The 20,210-nt window shown below is 44.2% G+C and carries 19 protein-coding genes, 1 other RNA gene and 1 pseudogene; 1 reads left to right on the top strand and 20 read right to left on the bottom strand.

What is annotated here, in order from left to right:
* Positions 1-14 precede the first annotated feature (14 nt).
* The 9 genes and pseudogenes from L6I86_RS12445 to L6I86_RS12405 form a co-directional block, all read right to left on the bottom strand.
* Entirely contained in the window at positions 15-695 is a 681-nt protein-coding gene (locus tag L6I86_RS12445) for a TerC family protein (protein ID WP_056609698.1), read from the bottom strand.
* A gap of 72 nt (positions 696-767) precedes the next feature.
* Entirely contained in the window at positions 768-1,976 is a 1,209-nt protein-coding gene (gene thiI, locus L6I86_RS12440; RefSeq protein WP_236287505.1) for a tRNA uracil 4-sulfurtransferase ThiI, read from the bottom strand.
* A complete protein-coding gene (locus L6I86_RS12435) occupies positions 1,973-3,151 on the bottom strand; it encodes a cysteine desulfurase family protein (protein ID WP_236287800.1) in 1,179 nt (392 codons plus the stop codon). Before L6I86_RS12435 ends, thiI begins: the two co-directional genes overlap by 4 nt.
* Positions 3,152-3,315: 164 nt before the next feature.
* Complete coding sequence (locus L6I86_RS12430) at positions 3,316-4,026, bottom strand: lytic transglycosylase domain-containing protein (protein ID WP_236287503.1); 711 nt, start codon at positions 4,024-4,026, stop codon at positions 3,316-3,318.
* A 118-nt stretch (positions 4,027-4,144) separates the two neighbouring features.
* Positions 4,145-5,437, bottom strand: a complete 1,293-nt coding sequence (locus L6I86_RS12425; protein ID WP_236287798.1) for a hemolysin family protein — start codon at positions 5,435-5,437, stop codon at positions 4,145-4,147.
* Between the two features lie 339 nt (positions 5,438-5,776).
* A complete protein-coding gene (locus tag L6I86_RS12420) occupies positions 5,777-6,184 on the bottom strand; it encodes a hypothetical protein (RefSeq protein WP_056609704.1) in 408 nt (135 codons plus the stop codon).
* A gap of 22 nt (positions 6,185-6,206) precedes the next feature.
* On the bottom strand, positions 6,207-6,425 hold the full coding sequence (locus L6I86_RS12415) for a DUF1540 domain-containing protein (RefSeq protein ID WP_056609706.1): 219 nt from the start codon (positions 6,423-6,425) through the stop codon (positions 6,207-6,209).
* Between the two features lie 47 nt (positions 6,426-6,472).
* Positions 6,473-7,567: a glycoside hydrolase family 15 protein gene (locus L6I86_RS12410; RefSeq protein ID WP_236287501.1), complete on the bottom strand. Its 1,095-nt coding sequence runs from the start codon at positions 7,565-7,567 to the stop codon at positions 6,473-6,475.
* 73 nt (positions 7,568-7,640) lie between these two features.
* A pseudogene (locus tag L6I86_RS12405) lies at positions 7,641-8,142 on the bottom strand (YpuI family protein).
* A gap of 180 nt (positions 8,143-8,322) precedes the next feature.
* Here L6I86_RS12405 and L6I86_RS12400 point away from each other — a divergent pair.
* Entirely contained in the window at positions 8,323-10,242 is a 1,920-nt protein-coding gene (locus L6I86_RS12400; protein WP_236287499.1) for a S8 family peptidase, read from the top strand.
* Between the two features lie 118 nt (positions 10,243-10,360).
* Here L6I86_RS12400 and rnpB read toward each other — a convergent pair.
* The 11 genes from rnpB to era form a co-directional block, all read right to left on the bottom strand.
* Positions 10,361-10,775, bottom strand: an RNA gene (gene rnpB, locus L6I86_RS12395) — RNase P RNA component class A.
* Between the two features lie 86 nt (positions 10,776-10,861).
* Positions 10,862-11,971 carry a Nif3-like dinuclear metal center hexameric protein gene (locus tag L6I86_RS12390; protein WP_236287497.1) on the bottom strand — a complete coding sequence of 370 codons (1,110 nt, stop codon included), beginning with the start codon at positions 11,969-11,971 and terminating at the stop codon, positions 10,862-10,864.
* Positions 11,947-12,711, bottom strand: a complete 765-nt coding sequence (locus tag L6I86_RS12385) for a tRNA (adenine(22)-N(1))-methyltransferase (RefSeq protein WP_236287494.1) — start codon at positions 12,709-12,711, stop codon at positions 11,947-11,949. The genes L6I86_RS12390 and L6I86_RS12385 overlap by 25 nt, the downstream gene beginning before the upstream one ends.
* A 3-nt stretch (positions 12,712-12,714) precedes the next feature.
* Positions 12,715-13,545: a hypothetical protein gene (locus tag L6I86_RS12380; protein WP_236287491.1), complete on the bottom strand. Its 831-nt coding sequence runs from the start codon at positions 13,543-13,545 to the stop codon at positions 12,715-12,717.
* Positions 13,546-13,667: 122 nt separating this feature from the next.
* A complete protein-coding gene (gene rpoD, locus L6I86_RS12375) occupies positions 13,668-14,783 on the bottom strand; it encodes an RNA polymerase sigma factor RpoD (protein WP_028558036.1) in 1,116 nt (371 codons plus the stop codon).
* Between the two features lie 37 nt (positions 14,784-14,820).
* Positions 14,821-16,668 (bottom strand): DNA primase, encoded by a 1,848-nt coding sequence (dnaG, locus tag L6I86_RS12370; protein WP_236287489.1) that lies wholly within the window; start codon positions 16,666-16,668, stop codon positions 14,821-14,823.
* A gap of 48 nt (positions 16,669-16,716) precedes the next feature.
* On the bottom strand, positions 16,717-17,181 hold the full coding sequence (locus tag L6I86_RS12365; protein ID WP_236287487.1) for a YaiI/YqxD family protein: 465 nt from the start codon (positions 17,179-17,181) through the stop codon (positions 16,717-16,719).
* A gap of 91 nt (positions 17,182-17,272) precedes the next feature.
* Positions 17,273-18,085: a pyruvate, water dikinase regulatory protein gene (locus L6I86_RS12360; protein WP_236287486.1), complete on the bottom strand. Its 813-nt coding sequence runs from the start codon at positions 18,083-18,085 to the stop codon at positions 17,273-17,275.
* 177 nt (positions 18,086-18,262) lie between these two features.
* Complete coding sequence (gene recO, locus L6I86_RS12355; RefSeq protein WP_236287484.1) at positions 18,263-19,012, bottom strand: DNA repair protein RecO; 750 nt, start codon at positions 19,010-19,012, stop codon at positions 18,263-18,265.
* 48 nt (positions 19,013-19,060) lie between these two features.
* Positions 19,061-19,213: a YqzL family protein gene (locus tag L6I86_RS12350; protein ID WP_082593664.1), complete on the bottom strand. Its 153-nt coding sequence runs from the start codon at positions 19,211-19,213 to the stop codon at positions 19,061-19,063.
* 92 nt (positions 19,214-19,305) lie between these two features.
* A complete protein-coding gene (gene era / locus L6I86_RS12345) occupies positions 19,306-20,205 on the bottom strand; it encodes a GTPase Era (protein ID WP_056609724.1) in 900 nt (299 codons plus the stop codon).
* Between the last annotated feature and the right edge of the window lie 5 nt (positions 20,206-20,210).

Here is a 20,210-nt window from a genome sequence, read left to right as displayed (position 1 = left end):
AGCGTGCTTAGTACTCATTCATTCCGTGTCTTGAATTGAAGTGTTCGTACCCCTTTGGCGATTCCACCCGCAGCAATAACGACTATGGTCGCCATAATGGGGATCCAAACATGTAAAAACTCATAATCATGCAGCAGCCAATCAATCATTTTTTCATCTTTCACAAACATTTCCCCTGCTGTATAACCAAGAATCCCCGCTCCGATAAATACCAGAATCGGGTATTTCTGCAATAAATTCATCACTAGTGTACTACCCCAAATAATGATCGGAATACTGAGTCCAATACCTAAAATAATGACTGTGTTATTGCCATTTCCTTTGGCAGCAATCGCTAATACATTGTCCAAACTCATGACGAAATCTGCAACAATAATGGTCCAAATCGCTTTGCCAAGTGTTGAAGCTTCCTTGACATTCGAATGCCCCTCTTCGTCAGTAAGCAGCTTTATCGCAATCCACAAGAGCAAGATAGAACCGCCGGCTTGAATAAAAGGAATGGATAGCAGACTTACCGCAACAAGTGTCAATATTAAGCGCAATGCAATAGCGCCGAACGCCCCCCACCAAATCGCAAGCTTGCGCTGCTCGAGCGGGAGATTCTTGCTGGCTAATGCGATGACAACAGCATTATCGCCGCTCAGAACGATATTGATTAACATAATTTGTAGAAATAATAATAACGCATCAATCATTGCTTCACGACCTCCTGGCGAACATGGAGAGCAAGTGATGGGAAAGGTTGCGATCACAGCAGCATCGAGGGGTTAGAATAAATGGGCGTTAGTTTCCTGTTTCAATTGTCCATGTACGATTTCAATAGTTTCTGTTTCTAAAACTGCTTTGTCAATTAACTCATTTAGAAAACCCATGCTAGCTTCCAACTTCTCCACCAAGGTTATATTAGGATTTGTACTAGGCGATGGCGGAAGAAATAAGGAGCAGCAATCTTCATAGGGTAAAATCGAAATAGAAAAAGTCCCAATCGATTCAGCAAGACCAATAATCTCTTGCTTGTCCATCATCATCAACGGTTGTAGGAGCGGTAAAGTGACCACACGACCAATGGCATTTAAACTTGGCAGGGTTTGACTGGCAACTTGCCCCAAGCTCTCACCAGTAACTATGGCTCCGAGCCCTTCACGCGCAGCAATCCGTTCAGCAATTCGGTACATAGCCCTCCTAATAAGCGTGACTAGCAGATTATCCTGATACACACGATGGATGGAGGTCTGAACCTCCGTGAAAGACACCATGTGAAGCTTTAGGGAATCCGTGTAGCCTGCCAACTGATTCGCAAGCTGAATGACCTTATCCTTCGCCCGCTCGCTGGTATAGGGGTAACTATGGAAATGAATAGCCTCCATCGTCAATCCTTTGCGCATGGCTAACCACCCTGCAACAGGACTATCAATACCTCCAGACAGCATGAGCAGCGCTTTGCCACTAGTACCTGACGGGAATCCCCCGGCCCCTTCAATGACTTCAACGTATAAAAGCACCTTATCCTCTCGGATTTCTACTCGCAATTCAACCTCAGGCTTTCGAACATCTACCTGTAACCCCGGAATCGCTTGAAGCACATAGCCGCCAACTAAGTAATTCATCTGCTGAGAGTCATGTGGAAATGATTTATTGACCCTGCGAACTGTCACTTTAAAGGTCGCCGGTTGCTTAGGTAATGCCTGCATCATCCGCAGCGCTGTCTCCTGAATCGACGCTAGTTCTAATGGCGCATGATAAGCTGGACTGAAGGATGCAAGTCCAAAAACACGCTGTAAAGAAGCAGAAGCCTGTTCATAAGCGGCACCCCCTAGCTCCACATATACGCGTCCAAACTCAGGAATATACCTAACATCAGGAAAAGAACTTAAAACTTTACGTATTTGAATCATAACGCTCTGTTCAAATCGTCTGCGATTTTTACCTTTTAACATCATTTCGCCAAAACGTAATATTAAACAATCCGGTTTCAATTTCGCTTCCCCCTATGAATGACGGATGGATTTCTCATGGGAGCAAGCTCCTTGACCACCTCTTGTAATGAGCGCAGCAATAGCGCTATATCTTGCTCTTGATGTTCATCAGAAAAACTTATTCTTAAACCGCTAGCAGCCACATCTCGCGGATAACCTAATGCCAGCATGACGTCACTAGGCTTCGACTCCCCTGAAGCACAAGCGGATCTCGTAGAGATATAGATCCCCTTCTGCTCAAGGGCATGCACGACGACCTCTGCTTTCATGCCTGCAAAAGCAAAATGAACAATATGAGGAGCCATCTCCTGCTCTAGCTCAGAGCCAGAAATCGAAAGCTCAGGTATTTCACCGATGCCGGCCAACAATTGTTGCCTAAGCGTCTGCTTGTGAGCAATCTTCGCTGCAAGATTGTCCATACTGATTCGGAGTGCTTTAGCCATGCCCACGATCAAAGGGACGTTCTCCGTACCTGAACGAACACCAAATTCTTGTCCCCCTCCTACAAGCAGAGGTTTGAGCTGTACGCCTGCTCTCCGATACAAGAACCCCGCACCCTTAGGCCCTTGAAATTTATGCGCAGAAGCACTGCAGAGATCGATTCCCCATGCTTTCGGCTCTAGAGGAAGCTTAGCAATCCCTTGTACGGCGTCCATATGAAATATGATTTTCGGAAATCCCGCGAGGTATTGACCGATTTCTCGAATCGGTTGAATCGTACCAATCTCATTATTTACATACATGATGCTAACAAGTATCGTATCCTCACAAATCGCCGCTTGAAGATCCGCTAATTGCACGCTGCCAGACTTTGAGACGGGCAAATAGGTAACACGAAAGCCCTCCTGCTCAAGTCCCGCAAATACTTCCTTAACGGATGGATGTTCAATTTGCGTAGTAATCAGATGCTTGCCTCGTTGCTGGTAGTTGTAGGCTACGCCTTTGATCGCTAAGTTATTACTCTCAGTCCCGCCAGAAGTACAAATGATTTCGTTTGGCGTTACCTTAAGCGATGAAGCTATGATTCCCTTCGCACTCTGAAGAAGCTTTTCGGCTTCTACACCAAGCCGATGAATGGAGGATGGATTTCCATAATGAGATTTCATTACTTCAGCGATCGTTTCTATGACTTCCTCATAAAGCGGCGACGTTGCCGCGTAATCCATATATAGCATGGTTTCCAGATTCCCCTTCATACCCCTAAACTAATTGTTTCATGTTTCATGGGATGCTTTTCCTATTAAAACGTATATCCGATGAGAACTCAAGTAAGTAGGCTACAATGCGAAAAGCCGATCTCCGCATAATACATGCGAAAACCAGCCCATTGGAACCGTATTTATTGAGCAAAATTAGTACGATGATCGAGTACTTTCGACACATACGCTTGAGTCTCTTTTGGCAAGAACTGAAGCTTAGCGGCCAAATCTTGATCTGTCTTTATCCCTAAGCGATCGACACGACCAGGCCCAGCATTGTAAGCAGCAAGCGCAACGCCTTCGTTCCCATTATATTTCTTTAGTAATCCACTAAGGAAATGTGTACCTGCATCTATGTTCTGCTTAGGATCAAATGGATTCGAGACCCCATAACCGCTGCTCGTCCCGTCCATAAGCTGCATTAATCCTTTGGCACCTGCGGAGGAAACCGCCTGATGGTTGAAAGCAGATTCTTGCTGAATGACCGCTTTAACCAGAGAGGTATCTACGCCATATTTTAAACTAGCTTGTCCAATGAGCCCTTCAAACTGTGAGATTGATGTTGACTGAGAGAGGGACTGCAAAGGTGTATATGATTTATTCAAAGCGCCTAACGCGCTTGGCAGGTTGCTTAGCGATTGATTAAGATCAGATGCATCTAACGGATCAGTCCCCGTACCCACACCTTGACCCATCAATGTGTTCAAAAGCTCACTAAAATCACTGGTTTCGTCTGAGCTTGAAGATGAGGGGTTATCAGCGAAAAGACTTAATTTACTCATCGTCTGAAGCTGAAGCAGCTCCTTCAACACTCTAGGGTCAATTCCTTGCGTATTCGTGATGCTGTTCATTCTCAGACCTCACTTTTTCATTTTCGATGTATTCATTGTACACGTTTTGAGCCCTGACGACTATACTTTTATTCGCATATAAAAAAAGGACAGTCTAATGACTGTCCCCTCTTGCCTTTCAAGAAATATTCTGTTGCAGCATTTCATTCTCATTCAATGATCTTCTTACTGTGACGCGTGATATGCGCAAATGATCGGTTTCTTCAACGATAAACATAAACTCGTCGTTATAACTTACCTGTTGATTACGACTAGGAGGAATTTCCGTTTGAGAATAAATCCAACCACCAATCGTATCATAGTCATCCGACTCGATTTCAAGTCCGAAGTAATCATTAACTTCATCAATCAACAACAGTCCATCTATTGAGAATGTATTCTCATCTTTCATTTCAATCGTTGGGCGCTCCTCGTCAAACTCATCTTGGATTTCACCAACAATCTCTTCCATAATGTCTTCCAGCGTCACTAAACCTGATGTACCGCCGTATTCATCAATGAGCAAAGCCATTTGGCTCTTGCGTTTCTGCATCATTTTCAGCAAATCACTGATATGAATGGAATCCGGTACTGTGGTAATCGGTCTAATGATTTTCTTAATGCCTTTTAGGTTGGCATCTGGCTTCAGCAAATCCTTAATGTGAACGAAACCGATGATGTTATCCTTATCTGGATCACACACAGGGTAACGTGTTCGCATTTCTTTGATCGCGATAGCTAAGTTCTCCGCATAAGAAAGTCCTGCATATAAGCATTCCATCTCAGTACGGGGAATCATAATCTCGCGTGCTGTCGTCTCAGCAAATCCGAATATATTATCAACAAGCGTGAGCTCTGTGTTATCTATTAGTCCGTTTTTGTGGCTTTCCTGCATCAGGACTCGAATTTCGTCCTCCGTATGCGCAGATTCATGTTCCGTTGTAGGCTCAATCCCAGCACGGCGCAGCATCCAATTCGAAATGCCATTCAATGTCCAAATGAACGGGTACATTATTTTATAGAATAATACCATGGGTCCTGCAGAGAGCAACGTAATTTGTTCGGCTTTACGAATCGCATACGTTTTAGGAAACTGTTCACCTAATGTGATATGAAGAGTAGTCATTAAAGAAAAAGCGATAATAAATGTAATCGTGTGAAAAACGGAGTCTGGCAGTCCCAGCGGAGCAAATAAAGGCTCTAAAATTTTGGCAAACGTCGGTTCACCTACGTAACCAAGTCCTAATGAGGTGAGTGTAATTCCTAATTGACACGCACCTAGGTAAGCATCAAGATTATTCATAATTCCTTGTGCAAACTTCGCATTACGCCGGCCTTCACCGACAAGCGACTCAATCCGACTTCCACGCACTTTCACCATTGCAAATTCTGCTGCGACAAAAAAACCGTTTAACAACACTAGTCCAAACATTAACAGAAAACTGATTAACGTTTCGGGCAAAGGATCTTCCAATACCTTACCTATCCCCTAACAAGTGCAAAAGCTGCACCCAGGAGAGTAGGTACACCTCCCTTAATTTTCGATTTTAATTTTATTAAATATCACTACTCATTATATAATAATACTGTAATCATTCAAAGGTGCGAATATGACACTTGAAGCCAAATAGTACGAGCAAATGGGCGTAAACACATTAAAATGAGCCCTTCTTGCGCTTTTACACAGGAATAGTGGCATTCTTAAGCTCTTTTTAACCTTTTTTTCATAAAAAAATAAAAAGCAAGCCGATTTCTCAGCTTGCTTTGCTCGCTAGGAATAATATGGAATCAATAAAAAATAGGCGGCAACGGCAATAAAACCAAGAGCAACGGACCAAGACCCCAAGCTCTTATTCCCCATTACAAAAGCAATAACACCGAGAATAATACCTGAAATCCCAAGCAGTACTGGCCATACAAATAAAGAGGCCAGAGCAACAAAGAGTGCCACATACCCCACTGCTTTATTGCGCGTTACAGCTTCTACGAGCTCAGCGACTTCCTCATCAGAAACTGTCGAGGTCGAACTGGATTTATAATCTCGGCTTATTCTGGCCTGAGGTACAGCAATCTCAGCTGCGTATTCTTCTTGGGCATGGAGTCCGCTTTCGAGATGAAGCTGACTCTTCTGGAATCGCTCCTTGGTGGCATTGTCTAAAGAACTGTCCTCTTTATTCATGCTACCTCCGCGTCACACATACCTAATGTTTAGTCGCAGGCTTAAACGTGTGACAACACGTATTAGCTGCTTTAGTTGCAGTATCATGATGAGTAGTATCAAACGATTCCTCTGAAGCAAATTCTTCATTGTAGCTAGCATGAGCATGTTGATCAATTTCAATCATAATCGTGTCCGCATGACAGTTGTTTCCTTGTGTCCAATATTCACAATTCGCTACTGCGCATTTGACTGCTGGCATCATTATCACCCCCTTAACAATTTGCCCGCCTCAGGAGTGAACTATGCTTAGTTAAGTCTGTCAGATAAGACCAAGAACATGGCGTGTGACCACAACAGTGGAACCGCAGGCTCACCATGCTTCTCAATCCATTCCTTATACACAGCCGCTTCGCGAAGATGATCATCTACTTGTTCTGGTAAACGTCCGAGCTCATCAGCCTTACTTGCTATCCATGCCAAACAGCGCTGAGCTTCATCTTTATTTCCAAGTTCAAGCTGGATCCAACCATACCAAGCGGTCAGTAGCAGCCACTCACCGCCACCATAATATCTATCCTCGATGTAGCGCTGAATCCCGTTATGTTTGAGATCAGCTTCAATCGCTTGCACCGTTCGAAGCATAATCGGGTCAGTGGGCTCACATACCCCAAATGGTAAGGCGAGCCACATTAGGCTTGCATCCACACCAAATAGTGCAGGCTGCCAAACTTCGTTCACACAATGAATAGACTTCACGAAACGTCCGTCATGAACAGCATGAGTATGTATGAAATTTTGTATGAGATCAGCTTTCTCGATCAAGTCCTGACGCCCTTCTAGCTTACCCAACGCTTTCAGTCCTCCATATAAGCAAGCCAATGTTGCGGGATGGACATAATCAGGATATTCCTCCCAGCAATCAAAATTCGGATAGTGCCAGAATGTCATTATATAATCAACTGTTATCTCAATGCTTTCCCTGAACTCTTCCAGAAGTGTCGTATGACCAGTTATGCGAATATGTTCGACAAGCCCCCAGATCCAAGCGCCGTAACCATCCAACTGAAAGTGACCCCATTCAGAATGATCATCCCGCCCATCCAAGTGATACCTTGTCCCCAAAAACTCGGAACGATCAATCCATTCCCTATTCTCGTGTTTTCGCAATAGCTCCGTTAGCCGCGGACGTTTGTCTTTCAGAACACGATGCACCCAGCGATAGAATTGTTCCGCACTTTTCGTTTCTCCTACACGATCCATCGCATTTGCTATAAAAGTACCATCACGAAGCCAACTATAGGAATAGGTTGAAAAAAGAGGAGAAGCTACGTAACCTCCGCTAGGATGTTGATTCAGCTTAATGATGTCCTTGCTAACGCTGACTAAATGTTCTAGCTTCATAAGATTTCCTCCCTTTTTATATGAAAAGGGATGCGTTGTGGCCGCATCCCTTTGTAGGTTTCTTTGTAATTGATTAAACTTTTTCGCCTTGCATACGGCGTTGTGTAATGTAATCTGTTTCATAATAAGCAAGATCTTCACGAAGCTCTTCGAACACCTTGGACAATTCGATCGTTAAATCACGTACTTCACGTGATGGTTTCTTGCGGAAACGAATCGCATCTTGTCCTGTGTAAGCGTAACGACCATCTTCGGAGTAGCACTCGTTCTTAGGATAGAAAAAGGTATTAACACATGTATGGTATACCTCATAGAGCACTTTTTCCGAAAAATCAACATTACAAAGTAGGACGTCTTAAGCTAACGCCCAATTTCTCATATGCCACTTCACAAAAAACTAGAAGATGACGAGTATCTTGTAAATACCCGCGGTAAAATTCATCCATTGCTGGATCATTTTCCACATTTAACAGTGAGAGGGAATGTTGATTAAGAAACAGTTCCATTTTGGCCGTCGTTTCTTTGAGTTTCGTACGCGTGGAATCACAAACATTTTTCACATTAAAAACAGCCATGTTAGAAGACCTCCTATAATTGCGCTACTTCTATCCTACCATAATTTATCCCGAAGTGGTATATGTAAAACACCAGTTACCATGCATAAAAGATACCCGCTCGCCTAACCCTACTCTTAGATAATATGTTTTTCATTAACGAGTTGACCTTTTTCTACAAACAAAAAGGAGGGCATGATCATGTGGCGTTATCTCTCCACCATTGCGGTTGTTCTGGGATTAGGAGTTATCCTCTTCCCTCATCAGCCGGGGCAACGTGCTAAACCTGGTCCTGAGGTTTACAGTGCCAAGTATGAAACAACGTCCAAGCTTGCGCTATTAGAACAAGATGTAAAGCTTACAGATGAACTCTGCAGAAGTCAATGCGCTATCGATTATACGACCATGCTCAGTCAGATCGAGAGCGGTGAACCTGTAACCAATGTGTTAAAAAACATGCGAACTCACCATGAGAAAATGGATGTGCTTGTGTGGTCAAAGCGCGGCCAAACTTGGGAGCAAGGCATCAAATCGGGCGAACTCCCCACTGCTTATACTGACCAGGCCGCAAACTTTTTGAAGGAAGCGAAAGCTGCGGTAGATGGGGGCAAACATTACCAATCACCTAAATTCGGTGCTGGACATAACGTTTACTTCGTCCAAGGTACTCCTTCAACAAATGGTCAGGATTCACTTATTGGGGTCATACATCAAGATGTACTCGCACAAGTCACCGATCATCAGATGAAAAATTTAAGACTTGAACCTTATCCCAACGAGAACCGTTGGAAAGTAAAAGCCGTTGAAACGAATACACTAAATGAGAAGATTGTCGATCATCCCGAAGATAATCAAGGGACTAGCCACTATCAACAGAATGAAGTCGTCGTCCGTTTCAAAAATGATCCAACAGAAGATGAGCTCAATCAAATCAAGAAGGAAATCCATGCAACATCTGCGCAAAAATTAGGCTATACCTACGTTTTCCGCACGAATGATAGAGACGCCAAATCATTGATCGCTTATTTCGGTAAATGGAATGTTGTTTATGTTGAACCACACTTTCTTTATATGACCAATGATTACTATGACGATCAAGAACATAAAGATTCAAACCCATCCAGCACCAATTCAAATAGCAATCAAACACCAGTCTCTACAAACTTCATACCCAATGATAATTTATATCAAAAATATCAATGGAATCTGCCGCTGATCGAAACTTTACAAGGCTGGCAGCTAAACCGCGGCGCTGATAATGTCATTGTAGCCGTTGTGGATACGGGTGTAGATCTGGCACATCCAGACCTTCAAGGACAATTATTACCTGGTTACAATGTCATCAGTGGCAATGATAATCCACAAGATGATGTTGGACATGGTACACATGTCACAGGCGTCATTTCAGCTCTTGTCAACAATCAGCTAGGCGTTGCGGGGATGACTTGGTTTAACAAAGTGTTACCCGTTAAAGTACTGGATCAGACAGGTGCAGGCAGCACTTATTCGGTAGCTCAAGGGATCATTTGGGCAACGGATCACGGTGCAAAAGTCATGAATCTCAGTCTAGGCAATTACGCAGATTCAGGATTTCTCCATGACGCTATTCAATATGCCTATGATAAGGATGTCGCACTCATCGCGGCTAGCGGAAATGACAATACCGAACAGCCTGGCTATCCAGCCGCTTATCCTGAAGTATTTGCAGTTGCCGCTATAGATTCACAGAATGAGAAAGCACCATTCTCGAATTATGGCGACTATATTGATGTGACTGCGCCTGGTGTTACCATCGCCAGTACGTATCCGAACAATCAATATGCTGCCTTATCAGGTACATCCATGGCTAGTCCCCATGTGACAGCACTCGCAGCCTTGATTCGATCTGCAAATCCCAATCTAAAAAATACGGACGTCTATGAAATTATGAGGCAGTCCGCTCAAGATCTAGGCGACAAAGGTCATGACAAATACTTTGGTTATGGGGTCATTGATGTCGTCAAAGCACTTGAAATGGCAAAGCAGGATACATCACCTTTGTCCTACTGGCCACAGGAACTAGCGCGCCAATTACATCTTGTACCGAAGAAGTATGCGGGCAGCTTGGGGCTTGAGAAATAGAACACTCACCACCTTCCATGCACAGTTAAAAACCTTCAAACCCTAGTGGGATTGAAGGTTTTATTCATTTTAAAATTAAAATACCCGCAAAGCCGAAGCCTTGCGGGTAACCGACTGAGTGGAAAGTTTGCCGTAAGCCGGGTTCTGTACTTCCAGTGGTCGTAACGGGCGTCTGCTCCCCTGCCACTATTGAAGCGACAATCATCTATCTAGGCTGTACATTGCTGCACAGCTCAAGCGACCAACCCGAACGCGTCTCAGGCTAAGACTGCTGCCTCGAAAGCAGCTAGTGTTCCATTAGGTCTTGCTCCAAGTGGGGTTTACCAGGATCTATGTCACCATAGAACCTCGTGGTCTCTTACACCACGGTTCCACCCTTGCCTGTGCTATATTTCAAGCCATCGGCGGTCCATTTCTGTGGCCCTATCCTTCAACTCGCGTTGACTGGACGTTATCCAGCACCCTGCCTTATGAAGCCCGGACTTTCCTCTCGCTATGGCTTACCCATAGCCAGCGATTGTCTGTCAAACTTTCCATTGCATAGGCTAGTATACTAGGAATACCTTCGAATTACAACACATGATCGTTTCCTTTCTTTCCAGAAGCAGCCGTAAGCTGCCTAGACGAATTGAAACGGCTCCGTGTTAATCGCGGATGCGAGCACCTGCGTATCTGTCTTGGAAAGCTGCGCGGCGAGATAATCCGCGACGCCGCGCTTCATAATCTTCTCGACGTTATGCCCAACGTCGAGGAGGGCTAACCCTGCCGCGAGAGCATCGTGTGCGGTGTGGTAGTCGATGTCCCCGGTGACCAGCACATCGGCGCCGGCAAACATGGCGTGCCGCATGTAGCGGCCGCCAGAGCCACCCAGCACGGCCACCTTGCGGATCGGCCGTGATAGATCGCCGACGACGCGCACCGTCGGCACGTCGAACACAACCTTCGCGTGCTCCGTGAGCTCGCGAAGTGTCATTGCCGCGGGCAGCTTGCCCACGCGGCCCAAACCGAACACTCTACCCTTGAGGTCCATCGGGTAGAGGTCATAGGCCACCTCCTCGTAGGGGTGGGCCTTCAGCATGGCAGTAACCGCTTTGCGCTGCACGCTAGCGGTTACGATCGTCTCTACGCGTACCTCTTGTACACGTTCCAGCTTTCCAACTTCCCCGATAAACGGAGTTGCCCCTTCCTGCGGCAGGAACGTACCCGTCCCGGGGATATTGAAGCTGCAGGAGCTGTATTGGCCAATACCGCCTGCCCCAGCCTTAAATAGAGCATCCAACACGACTTGATGATGCGTCTCAGGTACGAAGACTACAAGCTTCTGCAGCTTCTCTGTGTGCACATCTTCCAAGTGCGTCATTTCGGTTAGGCCAAGTTGTTCCGAAAGCAAGTCATTAACGCCGCCTTCTGCCACATCAAGGTTCGTATGGGCTATATAAACGGCGATATCATTCTTAATTAATTTTTCATATAAACGACCTGCTGGTGTTTCTGTCTGCAGATGAGCCAAAGGTCTAAAAATAATCGCATGATGCGCAATGATAAGGTTGGCCCCAACTTCAATAGCCTCATCAACAACGGCATCTGTCACATCAAGTGCAACAAGCACTTTCGTGATCTCTTTTTGAAGTGAGCCTAGCTGTAGGCCGATCTTATCATCTGCCATCGCGTAATGCTTCGGAGCCAGCTGTTCAAACAACTGGATTACGGTTTGACCTTTTGCAAGCACGCAAGTACCTCCTTTATTTCATGCATTTCTTGGCTAACTTGCTCTGTTTTTGCAATAGATGCTTCTGCTGTGGACAGCTTTAACTGATCTACGATCATGGCAAGTTTCTTCAGTTCACTTTCCCACTTCATAAACCAGACCTCAGGCGCCTCATTAATTAAATAAGGCCCCATCTGCTGCAAGCGTTCCTTCGAAACAGTAACACCACCTGGAAGAAGGCGCTCCTCATAAAGCGCTTCTAAAGTTCCGCGTTCCTCTGTATCAGCGGTCACCGCCGTTAATATCTCATAGATTTTGCCGTCTTCTTCAAGAATAGTCTCTGATTCCAACTTCCAACCATTAGCCAGAAGCCAACGGCGCACATGATCTTCACCCACATTCGGCTGTAAAATCAAATGCTGAACACCCGGAAGCTTTGATTTACCTGCCTCTAGAATGCTCGCCATCAAGCTTCCGCCCATGCCAGCGATTGTAATGACATTCACTTCGCCAGCCTCAATTACGGCAAGACCATCACCCGATCTAACTTGAATGATCTTAGATAAACCACTTTCGAGCACCTGTTTTTGCGCTGCCTCGAAAGGTCCAGGGTTTACTTCCCCTGCTACCGCAGCTACAATAATCCCCTGCTGCGCCAAATATGTCGGCAATAAAGCATGATCCGATCCAATGTCGGCTACTTTCGAACCCACTGGCACGCGGTCAGCAATCATTTGAAGTCTTTTCGATAATTTAACCATATGCTACATTACCCACTCTACCCATTTTTTTCGCAGCAAAAATAATGCTACGCCTACTGAAACTAATTTGGCCGTAAATGATATTTGAATGAGACGCGAGCTCATTTCTATATCCACAAGGAAGGTCATCGCCTCAGGAATAAACCAAACCAAGCCTCCTACTAGCATGAGCACGCTAGCCGCTTGTTTATTCGTGTGATGCGCAAGCCAAGCCATCCATATGAGTACAATACTCACAGGAACCCAGCTTAATTCTAATGAAAACCAAGCAGGATGCTCTAATTTTTGTATCAACAACCAACTATAAGTCCCTACAAGCCCTAGCCATCCACAAATTTGGAAAATCGCCATTCGACCAATCAAGCCATTGAATAACCAAATACAACTGCAAAATGCCAAATAACCAATATACGTAGTTGACGTATGAATACCCGACAAATCCATTATATGTAGCCCCAAAAGCAACATAGCAATAGATGCAATGCCGCACAAGACATAAGCAATGACAGGCGTACGACTAAATTGTCTGTATGCGACTGCATAACAAATGATGACAAAAAGTGTGGAAATACCAATTTGCATTGGCAATCCAAAAGAGTTAAAATTAAGAGCAGATAAGGCAAGAGCGGCAATTACCGCTAATGCGAACAACCATATTTTCCAATTACTGTTTGTTACAGCCGTAGCCGAAACACCTAAAAGTGAAGCAGGTTTAGGGGTCATATCATCCACATACAAATTCATTAGAAAATCGCAATAATGCTCGGGAAGCAACTTGCTCCGGCGCCAATGATCGATTTCTCTTACTATTACTTTTCTTCTCTCAGCATCCATCTATTCGCTCACCTTCCTAGCTACTTTATCGGTGATTCAATGCTCAGATTTTAGTAAATTTTTTATGGAAAATCCGCAAAAAAAGACCCCGCCGAATTTGGCAGGGCCCACTCCAAGCGATTTTATTCCAAAAAGTCTTTCAAACGTTTGCTACGGCTTGGATGTCTTAATTTCCGCAAAGCTTTTGCTTCAATCTGACGGATCCGTTCCCTTGTAACACCGAATACTTTACCGACTTCTTCTAATGTTCGTGTACGTCCATCATCAAGTCCGAAACGCAAGCGAAGCACATTCTCTTCTCTTTCAGTTAACGTATCCAGTACGTCTTCAAGCTGTTCTTTCAGAAGCTCGTATGCCGCTGCATCCGCTGGCGCTAGCGCCTCTTGATCCTCGATAAAATCCCCTAAGTGTGAATCATCTTCTTCACCGATCGGTGTTTCTAAAGAAACAGGCTCTTGTGCAATTTTCATGATTTCACGAACTTTATCCGTGCTTAAATCCATCTCTTTAGCAATTTCTTCTGGCGTAGGTTCGCGCCCCAATTCTTGCAGCAATTGACGAGAAACACGAATCAATTTGTTAATCGTTTCAACCATATGTACCGGAATCCGAATCGTTCTCGCTTGATCCGCAATGGCGCGAGTAATCGCTTGACGAATCCACCAGGTCGCATAGGTACTGAATTTGTAACCTTTGGTATGGTCGAACTTCTCCACAGCCTTAATAAGACCCATATTACCTTCTTGAATCAAATCAAGGAACAACATGCCGCGGCCTACATAACGTTTGGCGATACTTACAACGAGTCGAAGGTTAGCTTCTGCTAAACGACGCTTCGCTTCCTCATCCCCATTTTCAATACGTTTTGCCAACCCCACTTCGTCTTCCGCGGAAAGAAGCGGTACGCGACCAATTTCTTTCAAATACATCCGAACTGGATCATTAATTTTAATCCCCGGCGGCAAAGCCAGATCATCATCGAAGTTAAATTCATCGCGCTCATTTTCTTCAGGATTCATCGAATCTTCGTCCGATTCATTCCCCACATCAATACCTTGCTCGGAAAGTTGTTCAAAGAACTCATCGATTTGCTCAGGATCCTGATCGAAGGGAGCTAATTTCTCCATGATATCCTTGTAAGTTAGTGAGGACCGTTTTTTCCCCTGTTCTATAAGTTGGTCTTTCACCTGGTCCAGGGTCAATTCTGTCTCTAATTCTGTACGCTGATCATTCGCCATGGTACGGACTCCCTCCTCCCTAGTCATGTCAGTTTAGCTAAGATGACTTCAACCGTTTTTCTAGGGCAATAATTTCAATTGCAATTTGTGCAGCTCTAAGATGGTCTCCCTCGCGTACTGCGCGAGCTTGTTCTTCTTTCTTGCGTTCAACTTCTTCTTGCATTGGAACTTTGCGAATTTGGCGAATATAGTCGTCAATCACTTGTTCGTTTAGTCCATGACCAGCTCCCATCATAACGATGGAACTAGCCAAGCTCTCCAGCTGTTCGTCTTGCAGCATGGCAATGTATCGGCTTGCATCGGGCTCTAAATACTGAGCGTAGTAAGCATATAAATAAGCAGCTAAGACTGCGTGAGCTTCAACATTAAACTGGTCACCCAATTGCGCTTCAACATGAGCGCATACATCACGATCGTGCATCATTACAGCTAAAATTAAACGCTCTGCATTATGATATGCGGGTAGTAGCGAGGGCGTTTTTTTCTTTGTTCGTTCCGCTGGTCTCCCATTATTCATAACATTATTCCACAGAATTGGTTTATTATCCCCATCTGGTCGGTTTTTTTCCGATTGTAATAAGATTTCATGGAGATCTAACTTCATGGCTTCATAAGAAGAATCCGGAAACTCTGAGGCTAACTGTTTGAGATAATGTTCACGTTCCATTGGAGAATGCAACTGGCTAATTAATTTCACAGCGGATTGCAGATAACGTAATCGTTCACCGTCCTCATGCAATTTAAAATTTTTGCGGATATATAAGAGCTTATATTTCATCGATGGCACGGAAGCTCCAATAATCTCCCTTGCGAATCGGTCAAACCCATATTGACGAATATAATCATCAGGATCTTTGCCATCTGGCAGCATCGCAACACTGACTCGGCTTCCGGTGTCTTCCAATAAAGGAATACTCTTGAAAGCTGCAGATTGTCCTGCATTATCACCATCATAGCAAATGACGATTTCATCCGCGTTGCGGTTCAGTAAGGCAGCATGCTCTTTGGTTAATGCCGTGCCCATCGTCGCAACACCATTGGTAATCCCCGCTTCCCACGCTTTGATCAAATCCACATACCCTTCGAAAATAACGGCTTGTTGAAGTTTTCGCATATTCGGCCGGGAAAGGTGTAGATTGTACAAAGTTCTGCTTTTATTGAAAAGGATGGATTCGGGACTATTTAAATATTTGGGTTGCGCATCCCCCATGGCTCTGCCAGCAAATGCGATGACCTTGCCTGTAGAGTCGCAAATAGGGAACATGATACGTTCACGGAATTTGTCCACGTACCCATGACCTTCATGTTTGGCGGAAATCAAACCGCCTTTTTCCATTAGAGCTAAATCAAATCCTCGTTTGTCCAATTGTTGAACAAGCGTGTCCCACATTAACGGTGCGTAACCAATCTGAAACGTATCAATCAACTTATCTGAGATTCCTCTAGAGGTCAGATAGCCTTTCGCCGCTTTACCTTGATCGGTATTACCCACGACATAATGATAGAATTTGGCCGCAAATTCATAGGCCTTTAAAAGGGTGGCTTTTTCTTGCTGCTGCTCATTCTGCTCGTCAGATACTTCTTCCCAAGTTATTGGGATATCTGCGTCTTCTGCAAGCTTCGTGATTGCTTCTGCAAAGCTTAAGCCCTCGATTTCCATAATGAAACGAATTAAGTTCCCGCCTGCCTGGCAACCAAAGCAACGATAAATCTGTTTCTCTGGTGTAACCGTAAACGAAGGACTTTTCTCCGAGTGGAAAGGACATAATCCCTTCATATAATGCCCTTGTTTGCTTAAATGTACGTGCCTGCCGATGACATCTACGATATCATGGCGCTTCAGTACAGCCTCAATAACCTCTTCAGGTATGCGTCCGTACCTCATTTCAATCCACCTACAATTCAGGTCGCTTTTCCGACTAATTACTATTCGCTACTTGTTATCGATTTCCTGCAAATTTTTTAAAAGATTTGTCAAACCATGTAGAAAATTTTTACGATCCGTCTCTGTAAAGGGTTTTGGCCCTTTCGTATGCTTACCATTTCTTCGCATTTTGGCGGAGGCATGGCGGCGTTCTAACAGATAATCAATCGAACTATCGGTATATTCCTGCCCCCGATTCGTCAAACAAATCGAACCCTTCGCTAAACCTAACGCGGCGAGTCCAAAGTCTTGTGTTACCAGAATATCACCTGACCGAATCTGATTGGCAATATATAAATCGACAGATTGATCGGAACGATCTACTTGAACTACCTTCACACCTGGATTTTCCTTCATCTTATGATCGAATGAAGCAACTAGAACAACTTGTACGCCAAACTGTCTACCTGCCTGTTCGATTTCCGACTTTACAGGACAAGCGTCGGCATCAACGATAATACTTCTTGCACTCAAGTGTCAGCCCCTGCCTTCAGAAGAAATCTCACCGTATTATTATATACGATGGACTTGCAAAAAATCCTGCAAGCCAGAACATAAAAGCTTACTAGATATGTTCAATGTGATCCATAATTAAACTGGCTGTTTCTTCAACCGCGCGATTTGAGACATCAAAGATGACACACCCGATTTTACTCATAATTTTATCAGCAAAATCCAGTTCTATTTTAATACGTTCTACATTCGCATAGGTTGCATTTTCTGCAAGACCAAGTGTACGAAGTCGTTCCTGACGGATCACATTTAACTTATCAGGATCAATACGCAGCCCAATAATCTTATCTTTTGGCACGGTATAAATGGCTGCAGGCGGCTGCATTTCCGGTACTAATGGCACATTCGCCACTTTCAATCTTTTGTGCGCTAAATACATGGATAACGGTGTTTTGGACGTACGCGATACACCTAATAGAATGATATCGGCTTTCTGAATGCCGCTAAAATCGCGACCATCATCATATTTAACCGCAAATTCAACGGCTTCAACCTTCTTGAAATAATCTTCATCCAATGGATGGATCATTCCAGGTTGTCTACGTGGTTCTTGACGTAATGCTTTCCCTAGCGTCGTCACAACGGGTCCAAGCAAATCGATATAGGGAATATTATATTGTATCGCTTTCGTTATCAAATCATCACGCAACTCGGGGATAACTAACGTAAAAACAACGATTCCTCCATGCGTTCGAATCCCATTGATCACTTTATCAATACCCTCGAAATCGTGAATAAAAGGAGCACGTACGATTTCAACAGGCACTGGATGAAATTGCATAGCAGCTGCCCGAACGACAGATTCTCCTGTTTCACCCACAGAATCAGAAACAACATAAACACGAGTAGGTTGTGGATGTTCCATCTTCCTAACCCCTTTCAGCAGGGACAGACCCTACACTAGCATTTGTATGTAAAGAACATTAGAACAGAACGACAGCATGAGAAAAACCTCACCGATATGCGGACAGCACAAGGGCGAGGTGTTTTCAACCACATCATATCAAAGGGAGAAACACATGTCAATTGAATCCATCGTCACTTAAATATTGTATTTCTCCATTTGTTCAATGAAACCTCTTGATTTCCACTGTACACCAATATGAACGTCCATGTAGGCACGCATGCATTGCTTAAGCTGCTCTTTCGTCTCGGCTTTCACTTGAACAGTACCCAGTCTGCGCATATCCATTCTTGGAAAAAGTCTAAGCAGTTTCTGCGCTCCTTCACCAATTGCAATCGCAGAAGGATCTTTAAACCGACACCGACTACATAATGTACCGCCCATATTAGGACCGAAAGTCGTTATTCCTGTAGTTTCACCACAGGCGACACAGGCATCCGTTATTGGTAAATAGCCAGCTAAATCAAACATTTTCATTTCATATAAATGGGTGACAATTTGCATATCCTTATTTTCTTCAATTGCCATTAAACCAGCCTTGAGCTGTTCAAATATGTAGTTATTTCCCTCTTCATCACCCAGCATGCGATCCGTCATCTCAGCTAAATACGAAGCATAGGCCGATTTATGTAAGTCTTCTCGCAGAGCATGATGAGCTTCAATAATTTCGGCCCCGTTAAGAGAACCCATCTGACCTCGTTGTTTGAAAAAAACAAAATCGCCGTACGTAAACAGCTGCGTAACGGCGCCATGTTTGCTTTTCAGTTTCTTCGCACCGCGAGCCATGACTCCCACTTTCCCCAGCTCGGGGGTGAATAAACGAATAATTTTGTTGCCTTCTCCGTAGTCCATACTACGAATGACAATTCCTTCAACGCTATGCAGCAAATAGCTTCCCCCATGAATGCCGCTCTCTGAATACATGAATTCTTACTTTCACATATTCAGACCATCAAGCGGCTCTTCGTTACTTTGATCCTCTTCTTGCACTTCCGAATCCATACCAGGTTCTCCCGTTACTTGTTTGTACAGCAGATAGGCGTCCACATCACCGGTCTTTGAAAAATACGTCCACGAAAAATCTTTCATGTTCAGCATCCTCCCCATCGAACGTGATGTTCATAGGATGTGCATTGGGCGCCTCAGTATGCGATGTAAAAACTGGTACTCTTAGGAAAAATTTACTCGTGGCGGAAACCGAGATCACGAAGGACTCTGTCTTGGTTTCTCCAGTCTTTCTTTACCTTTACCCATAATTCTAAAAATGTTTTGGAACCTAGTAGTGTTTCAATATCTCGACGGGCTTGTCGCCCAATTTCCTTCAGCAACGCACCTTGTTTACCAATGACGATCCCTTTTTGCGACTCACGCTCCACAAAAATGACCGCGGAGATATGAACGATCCCATTCGGTTCGACACGCATATCTTCAATCTGTACGGCAATAGAGTGTGGAATTTCTTCCCGTGTCATATGCAATATTTTCTCACGTACAAGCTCCGCACATACGAATTGCTCGGGGTGATCTGTAATCTGATCCGCAGGATAGTATTGAGGTCCTTCCGGCAAGTAGCGAATAATTTGCTCTAGAAGCGTCGTTACATTGTTCCCTTTTAACGCAGATACAGGTACGATTTCAGCGAAATTATACAGGTCTTTGTAATTCGTAATAATGGCAAGCAGCGCCTCAGGCTGAACGAGGTCGATTTTATTCAAAACCAAAATTACAGGCGTTTCAATATGCTTTAATTGCTCGATAATATAACGGTCTCCACCACCTATACCATCTGCAACGTCTACCAAAAATAACACAGCATCTACTTCACCAAGTGTCCCATGAGCAACTTTACTCATATAATCGCCAAGCTTAGACGTAGGTTTATGGATCCCTGGTGTGTCTAGAAATACAATTTGCCCATTATCCGATGTATATACACCATGGATCTTATTTCTAGTTGTTTGAGGCTTATCTGACATGATCGCAATCTTTTGTCCGATAATTTGGTTCATTAGTGTTGATTTCCCGACATTTGGGCGTCCAATAATCGCGACAAACCCTGATTTAAATTCTTTTTTGGCCACTTCTA

Source organism: Paenibacillus allorhizoplanae, assembly GCF_927798215.1.
Taxonomy (GTDB): Bacteria; Bacillota; Bacilli; order Paenibacillales; family NBRC-103111; genus Paenibacillus_E; species Paenibacillus_E allorhizoplanae.
This window is presented reverse-complemented; position numbering and strand designations above follow the sequence as displayed.